The sequence below is a fragment of the Clavibacter sp. MX14-G9D genome (assembly GCF_032917815.1).
Lineage (GTDB): Bacteria > Actinomycetota > Actinomycetes > Actinomycetales > Microbacteriaceae > Clavibacter > Clavibacter michiganensis_K.
Window position 1 is genome coordinate 1 of the sequence record NZ_JAVCVL010000157.1, and the last position, 6576, is coordinate 6576.

Genomic DNA, 6576 nt, shown 5'->3' on the forward strand with positions numbered 1-6576 from the left:
AACGATCGGCGGGAGGGGCCCCGGCCGCGTGACGGCGACTCAGGCGAGGTGGCGCTCGGCGGGTCCGTCGTACTCGGAGAGCGGGCGGATCAGCGAGTTCGCGGCGCGCTGCTCCACGACGTGGGCCGTCCAGCCGACCACGCGCGCGGCGACGAACAGGGGCGTGAAGGCCCGGGTCTCGAAGCCGAGGAGGGCGTACGCGGGGCCCGACGGGTAGTCGAGGTTCGGCAGGATCCCGGTGCGCTCCCTCATGCCGCGTTCGAGCGCGTCGTACAGCTCCATCGTGCGGGTCGCGGACTCCCCTGCCGCGCCGCCGGCCTCCACGCGCACGGCGACGAGCTCGTCGAGCGCGTCCTTCATGGTGGGCACGCGCGAGTCGCCCGCTCGGTAGACGCGGTGGCCGAAGCCCATGACCTTGCGCTTGGCGGAGAGCGCCGCATCCAGCCACGCCTCCACGCGCGACGCGTCGCCGATCTCCTCCAGCGTCTGGAGCACGGCCTCGTTGGCGCCGCCGTGCAGAGGGCCCTTCAGGGCGCCGATCGCGCCGGTGACCGCGGAGTGCAGGTCGGCGAGGGTCGACGTGATCACGCGCGCCGTGAACGTGGAGGCGTTGAACGAGTGCTCCGCGTAGAGGATGAGCGAGACCTCGAGCGCGCGAGCGTCGGCCTCGGTCGGCCGCTCCCCGTGCACCATGAGCAGCAGGTTCTCGGCGAGGCCGAGGTCGTCGCGCGGCTCGACCGGCGCGAGGCCCTGGCGGCGCCGCTGGTCGTGGGCGATGAGCACGGGGATCTGCGCGAGGAGCCGCACGGAGCGCTCGAGGTCGGCGTCGGCGGAGTGGTCGTCGGGCGTGGGGTCGGCCGCGCCGATCGCGCTGACCGCGGTGCGGAGCACGTCCATGGGGTGCGCGTCGACGGGCAGCGCGTCGACGATGCGCAGCACCGCCTCGTCGGGCTGGCGCTCGGCGCGCTCCTGCGCCTCGAAGTGCGCGAGCTCCTCGTCGGTGGGCAGCTCGCCGTGCCAGAGGAGGTAGGCGACCTGCTCGAAGGAGCAGGAGGCGGCGAGCTCCTGCACCGGGTACCCGCGGTAGAGGAGGGAGTTGGTGGCCGGCTCGACCTTGCTGATCGCGGTCGTGTCGACGACGACCCCGGCGAGTCCCTTGCGGATGTCGGCCATGGTGCTCCTTCGCGGCATGCCGCACCGCTGGTGGAGCGGATCGGGTCGCCCGCGGGTGCGCTCGTCACTGTATCGGGGCGGGCCTTCCCGGGCGAGGGGTGACGGCCGCCTGCGGCGCCGGGTCGCGCCGTCGCCGGCTCGGTAGCCTTCCGTCAGGCCCTTCCCGAGGCGCCGACCGCGCAGCCGCGCCGACCCGTGAGGACGCCATGCCCGAGAGCCCCGACCACGCCGATCCCGCCGAAGCCCCGGCGCACTACGACGTCGCCGTGATCGGGGCGGGGCCCGCCGGCACCGCCGCGGCCCTCCGCGCGGCCGAGCTGGGCGCGTCCGTCGTCGTGCTGGAGGCCGGCCGCGTCGGCGGCACCTGCGTCAACACGGGGTGCGTGCCCACGCGCGTGCTCGCGAAGACCGCGCGGCTCGTGCGCGAGGTGCGCTCCGCGGGTGAGAGCGGGATCGGCGTGGGCGAGCCTGTGCCGCACTGGCCGTCGATCGTCGCGCGCGTGCACGAGCAGGTCGACCGGGTGCGCTCCCTCAAGCGCGAGGCCGAGCGGTTCCGGGAGGCGGGCGTGACGCTCGTCCACGAGGGCCGCGCGCGCTTCGTCGACGACCGCACGCTCGTGCTCGACAGCGGGCGGCGCATCACCGCGGGATCCGTGATCGTGTGCGTCGGCGGCCACTCGCGCCGACTGCCGGTGCCGGGCGCGGAGCTCGCGACCGTGCCCGAGGACGTGCTCGCGCTGCCGGAGATCCCCCGCCGCCTCGCCGTCATCGGCGCCGGCAACACGGGCGCGCAGCTCGTCACCGTCTTCCGCTCGTTCGGCGCGGAGGTCACGCTGCTCGACGTCGCGCCGCGCGTGCTCACGGCCTCCGACGCGGCGGTCTCCGAGGCCGTGTCCGACGCGTTCCGCGCGCAGGGCGTGCGCGTGCACGTGGGCATCGACACCGTGACGGGCATCACGCGCTCGGGCGACGGCTCCCTCACGCTGCTCTGGCGCGCGGGCGACCGGCCGCAGTCCTCCAGCTTCGACGCCGTGATCATGGCCACCGGCTGGCCGGCCGACGTCGAGGACCTGGGGCTCGAGGCCGCGGGCGTCGAGGTCACCCGATCGGCGATCCCCGTGGACCGCTACCTGCGCACGCGCGTGCCGCACATCCTGGCGGTGGGCGACGCGAACGGGAAGGACATGCTCGTGCAGGCCGCGCAGTCCGAGGGCGAGGCGGCCGCCGAGAACGCGGTGCTGGGCGTCAACCGGCGCATCCCGCTGCAGCTGCTCCCCGCGGGCGGGTTCACCGACCCGGACTACGCGGGCGTCGGGCTCACGCAGGCGGAGGCGCGCGAGCGCGACGGCGCGTGCGTCGTCGCGCGGGTGCCCTTCTCGGAGGTCGACCGCGCCGTCATCGACGACCGCGAGGCCGGCTTCCTGCTGCTCATCGCCGACCGTCGCCGCGAGCTGATCCTCGGGGCGCACGCCGTGGGCGAGAACGCCGTCGAGGTGATCCAGTCGGTGACGACCGCGATGGCGGCCGGCGTCGACGTCGCGACCCTCGCGCACGTGCGGTTCGCGTACCCGACGTACAGCGCGATCATCGGCATCGCGGCCCGCCGCCTGCTGCAGGAGGACGACCGGGCGGCCGAGCTCGACTGAGGACGCGCCCGGGCGGGCGTGGTCGGATGGACGCATGAGCGCGCTGATCGTCACGGCCCACCCCGATCCCGACTCCCTCACCCACGACGTCGCCCGCCGGCTCGCCGACGCGCTCGGCGCCGACCGCACGACGCTCGCGCACCTCGCGCAGGAGGGCTTCGACCCGGTGTTCGGCATGGCCGACCGGCGCACCTACTCCGGTGACGCCGCCGCCCCCGCGGACGTCCTCGCCGAGCAGGCGCGGCTCGATGCCGTGGATCACGTCGTGCTCGTCTTCCCCGTGTGGTGGTGGTCCATGCCCGCGCTGCTGAAGGGCTGGATCGACCGCACCTTCATCGCCGGCTGGGCCTTCGGGATCGACGACGAGGGGCGCATCGAGGAGCGGCTCCAGCGGCTCACCGTGCACCTGGTCCCCGTGTCCGGCACGAGCCGCGCGTCGTTCGCGCGGCACGGCTACCTGTCGGCGTTCGAGACGCAGGTGGGCCACGGGATCCTCGACTACTGCGGTGCCCGGCGGGGCGCGACCGCGTTCGTCCACGACTCCGAGTCGGGCGACCGCGACGCGACGGGTGCCGAGGTGGAGCGAGCCGTCGCGGAGGTGGTCGCCGCGATCGATTGAGGTCGGGGCGGCGTGGGGATCCGGTCAGACCGCGGCGTCGATCCCCTCCATGTCGAGCACGAAGCGGTAGCGCACGTCGTTCCGGCGGAGGCGGGCGAACGCGGTCTCCACAGCGGCGGCGGGCAGCACCTCCACGTCCGCCGTGATGCCGTGCTCCCCGCAGAAGTCGAGCAGGTCCCGGGTCGCCGGGCGGCCGGCGCTGCCCGAGGACGCGAGCCGACGGCGGCCCGTCAGGAGGTCCATCGCCTGCACGGACAGCGGGCCGAGGTGGCCGAGCACGCAGAGCGTGCCGTCGAGGTCGAGCGCGCGGAGGTAGGGCGCGAGGTCGTGGGCCACGGAGACCGTGTCGAGCACGAGGTCGAGGCTCCGGTCCGCCACGGCCATCGCGGCGGCATCGGTCGAGACCACGGTGCGGCTCGCGCCCAGCCTCTCCGCGTCGGCCGCCTTGGCCGCCGTCGTGGTGAACACCGTGACCTCGGCGCCGAGCGCCCGGCCGAGCCGCACGGCGAGGTGCCCGAGCCCGCCGAGCCCGACGACGCCGAGGCGCGTGCCGGGGCCGACCCCGGCGGCGCGCATCGGCTCCCACACGGTGACGCCCGCGCACATGAGCGGGGCGACGGCGGCGGGGTCGAGGGCGGCGGGCCGGTGGTAGACGAAGGACTCCCGGACGACGTACCGGCCCGAGTACCCGCCGAGCGTGGAGGACCCGTCGACCCGGTCGCGGCCGCCGTAGGTGAGCGTCGGGAACTCGACGCACATGTTCTCGTGCCCCGCCCGGCACATGCGGCAGGCGCCGCAGGAGTCGACGATGTTGCCCACCGCGACGGGGTCGCCGGGCGCGAAGGCCGTGACGGCGGATCCGACCGCGACCACCTCGCCGACGAACTCGTGGCCGGGGACGAGCGCCTCGCCGCGGCCCGGCTGGGCGAGGGCGTGCAGGTCGGAGTGGCAGACGCCGACGTGCGTGACGCGCACGTCGACGTCGTCCGGGCGGAGGGCGCGGCGGTCGATCGGCGTCGGACGGAGGGGCTGGCCGGAGGCCGGGGAGAGGAGGGCTGTGGTGCGCATGCCCCCACCCTACCTACTGGTTGGTAGATCGGTAGGGTCGAGGGCATGACGACGGCCGACCGCACCCGCCAGCGCATCCTCGACGCCGCCACGGAGGAGTTCGCCGCACGGGGCATCGCCGGAGCGCGCGTCGACCGCATCGCCGCCGCCTCCGGCATGAGCAAGCCCATGCTCTACGCGCACTTCGGGTCGAAGGACCGCCTGTTCGACGCGGTCTTCGCGGAGCACGTGATCGCGAACGGCGACCGCGTGCCCTTCACCGCCGACGACCTGCCCGGCTACGCGGCGCTGCTGTACGACGACTACCTGGCCGATCCCGCGCTCGCCCGCCTCGTGATGTGGAAGCGCCTCGAGCGCGAGCCGGCCGGCTACCTCTACCCCGGCCTCGAGGAGCACGACGCGGGCCATCGCCGCGACATCGTCGCCGCCCAGGCCGCGGGCCGGATCCGCGCGGACCTCGGCCCCGACGACGTGTGGAGCCTGCTCATCGCGACGGCCGCGAGCTGGGCGCAGATCTCGATCACGACGGTGGCGACCGCCGAGGAGCCGGACGCGGTGCACGCGCGCCGCCGTCGGGCGCTCGCGGAGACCGTGCGCGCCGGGCTCTGCGGCGGCTGACCGCGGCCCGTAGGTTCGGTCCATGACCGCTCCCGCCGATGCGCCCCGCGACCGACCGGACGACGCCGCCGCCACCGCCGAGGACGCCGGGGCTCCGAGGCGTCCCGATCGGCCCGCCGTCGCCATCCGCCCCGCGCGCCCCTCGGACCTCCCGCGCGTCGCCGAGCTGCGCTGGCGCTGGAGCGTCGACGAGACGGGCACGGAGCCCGCCACGGACCTCGCCGGATACGCCGCCGCGACCGTCGCCTTCGCCGAGGCGCACGCCGCCACGCACCGGTGCCTCGTCGCGGAGGCCGAGGCCGGCGGCGGGATCGTGGGCATGGCCTGGATCGCCCTCACGGACCGGCCGCCGACGCCCGACGACCTCAGCCGCGTCGCCGGGGACGTCCAGTCGGTGTACGTGCTGCCCGCGCTCCGCGGCTCGGGCACGGGCGCGCGCCTCCTCGGGGCGCTGCTCGACGTCGCGCGTGACGCCGGCTGCCGCTACGTGCGCGTGCACTCCAGCACCCGCGCGATCCCCCTCTACGCCCGCGCCGGGTTCGCGGTCGACGAGACGTACCGCGTCGTCCGCCTCTGAGGGGCGGCACGGCTCGCTACGGTGGGCCGAGGCCTCCGCACCGGGTCGCATACGCCAGCAGGGAGACCGTCGTGCTCATCACCCTCACCTCCACGGCGCCCTCCGCCTCGGACCTCAGCCATCTGCTCCGCAAGCACCCCGGCAAGGCGCAGTCCTTCGACCTGCCCGTGGGCACGGCGCACGTGCTCTACCCCGAGGTCTCCGACGACCGCTGCACGGTGGCGCTGCTGCTGGAGGTGGACCCGATCGCGCTCGTCCGCGACGCGCGGTTCCGCAGCGCGGGCGCCCTCAGCATCACCCACTACGTCAACGACCGGCCCTATGCGTCCTCGTCGATGCTCGCCGTCGCCATCGGGCAGGTCTTCCGCACGGCCATGGGCGGGCGCAGCGAGTCCTTCCCGGAGCTCGCCGCCGGCACGCTGCCGCTCACGGTCACGGTCGCCGCGCTTCCCGCCCGCGGCGGCGACGGGCTCGTGCGCGAGCTGTTCGCCCCGCTCGGCTGGCAGGTCGACGTCCAGCCGGTGCCGCTGGATCCCGCCTTCCCCGCCTGGGGCGACTCCGCCTACGTCGACCTCGTGCTCACGGGCGACGTCCGGCTCGCCGACGCGCTCCGCCACCTCTACGTGCTCCTGCCCGTGCTCGACGACGGCAAGCACTACTGGGTCTCGGACGACGAGGTCGGCAAGCTGCTGCGCGCGGGCGAGGGCTGGCTCGCGGAGCACCCGGCCCGCGACCTGATCCCCCGCCGCTACCTCGCGCACCAGCGCGACCTCGTGGGCGAGGCCGACGCGCTCCTCGACGAGGGGCGGACGGCGGAGCCGGGCACCGTGGGCACGGCGGGCACCGCGTCCGCGCCGGCCGCGCCGCGCTCCCCG

Annotated in this window: 7 protein-coding genes; 5 read left to right on the forward strand and 2 right to left on the reverse strand. The window is 75.4% G+C overall.

Annotation, left to right across the window (positions count from 1 at the left end; genetic code table 11):
* Positions 1 to 39: 39 nt before the first annotated feature.
* The gene (locus Q6969_RS11730) at positions 40 to 1191 is read right to left on the reverse strand and encodes a bifunctional 2-methylcitrate synthase/citrate synthase (protein ID WP_396335541.1); all 1152 of its coding nucleotides are present in this window, start codon (positions 1189 to 1191) and stop codon (positions 40 to 42) included.
* A 188-nt stretch (positions 1192 to 1379) separates the two neighbouring features.
* Between Q6969_RS11730 and Q6969_RS11735 the strand changes: the two genes are divergently transcribed.
* Both Q6969_RS11735 and Q6969_RS11740 read left to right on the forward strand, forming a co-directional pair.
* The gene (locus Q6969_RS11735) at positions 1380 to 2819 is read left to right on the forward strand and encodes an NAD(P)/FAD-dependent oxidoreductase (RefSeq protein ID WP_317230600.1); all 1440 of its coding nucleotides are present in this window, start codon (positions 1380 to 1382) and stop codon (positions 2817 to 2819) included.
* A 34-nt stretch (positions 2820 to 2853) separates the two neighbouring features.
* On the forward strand, positions 2854 to 3438 hold the full coding sequence (locus tag Q6969_RS11740) for an NAD(P)H-dependent oxidoreductase (protein ID WP_317230601.1): 585 nt from the start codon (positions 2854 to 2856) through the stop codon (positions 3436 to 3438).
* Between the two features lie 24 nt (positions 3439 to 3462).
* On the opposite strand, the gene Q6969_RS11745 is transcribed toward Q6969_RS11740, so the two are convergent.
* Positions 3463 to 4506, reverse strand: coding sequence for an NAD(P)-dependent alcohol dehydrogenase (locus tag Q6969_RS11745; protein ID WP_317230602.1), 1044 nt, complete (start codon positions 4504 to 4506; stop codon positions 3463 to 3465).
* Positions 4507 to 4551: 45 nt separating this feature from the next.
* Here Q6969_RS11745 and Q6969_RS11750 point away from each other — a divergent pair, with 45 nt between their 5' ends.
* The 3 genes from Q6969_RS11750 to Q6969_RS11760 all read left to right on the forward strand — a co-directional run.
* A complete protein-coding gene (locus Q6969_RS11750) occupies positions 4552 to 5124 on the forward strand; it encodes a TetR family transcriptional regulator (RefSeq protein WP_317230603.1) in 573 nt (190 codons plus the stop codon).
* 22 nt (positions 5125 to 5146) lie between these two features.
* The gene (locus Q6969_RS11755) at positions 5147 to 5701 is read left to right on the forward strand and encodes a GNAT family N-acetyltransferase (RefSeq protein WP_317230604.1); all 555 of its coding nucleotides are present in this window, start codon (positions 5147 to 5149) and stop codon (positions 5699 to 5701) included.
* A 71-nt stretch (positions 5702 to 5772) separates the two neighbouring features.
* A partial coding sequence (locus Q6969_RS11760; protein WP_317230605.1) for a 3' terminal RNA ribose 2'-O-methyltransferase Hen1 occupies positions 5773 to 6576 on the forward strand: 804 nt, incomplete at its 3' end.

Coding starts and splice junctions, on each gene's coding strand:
- Q6969_RS11745 (WP_317230602.1), bottom strand. CDS start 4,506: ATGCGCACCACAGCCCTCCTCTCCCCGGCCTCCGGCCAGCCCCTCCGT.
- Q6969_RS11730 (WP_396335541.1), bottom strand. CDS start 1,191: ATGCCGCGAAGGAGCACCATGGCCGACATCCGCAAGGGACTCGCCGGG.
- Q6969_RS11740 (WP_317230601.1), top strand. CDS start 2,854: ATGAGCGCGCTGATCGTCACGGCCCACCCCGATCCCGACTCCCTCACC.
- Q6969_RS11755 (WP_317230604.1), top strand. CDS start 5,147: ATGACCGCTCCCGCCGATGCGCCCCGCGACCGACCGGACGACGCCGCC.
- Q6969_RS11735 (WP_317230600.1), top strand. CDS start 1,380: ATGCCCGAGAGCCCCGACCACGCCGATCCCGCCGAAGCCCCGGCGCAC.
- Q6969_RS11750 (WP_317230603.1), top strand. CDS start 4,552: ATGACGACGGCCGACCGCACCCGCCAGCGCATCCTCGACGCCGCCACG.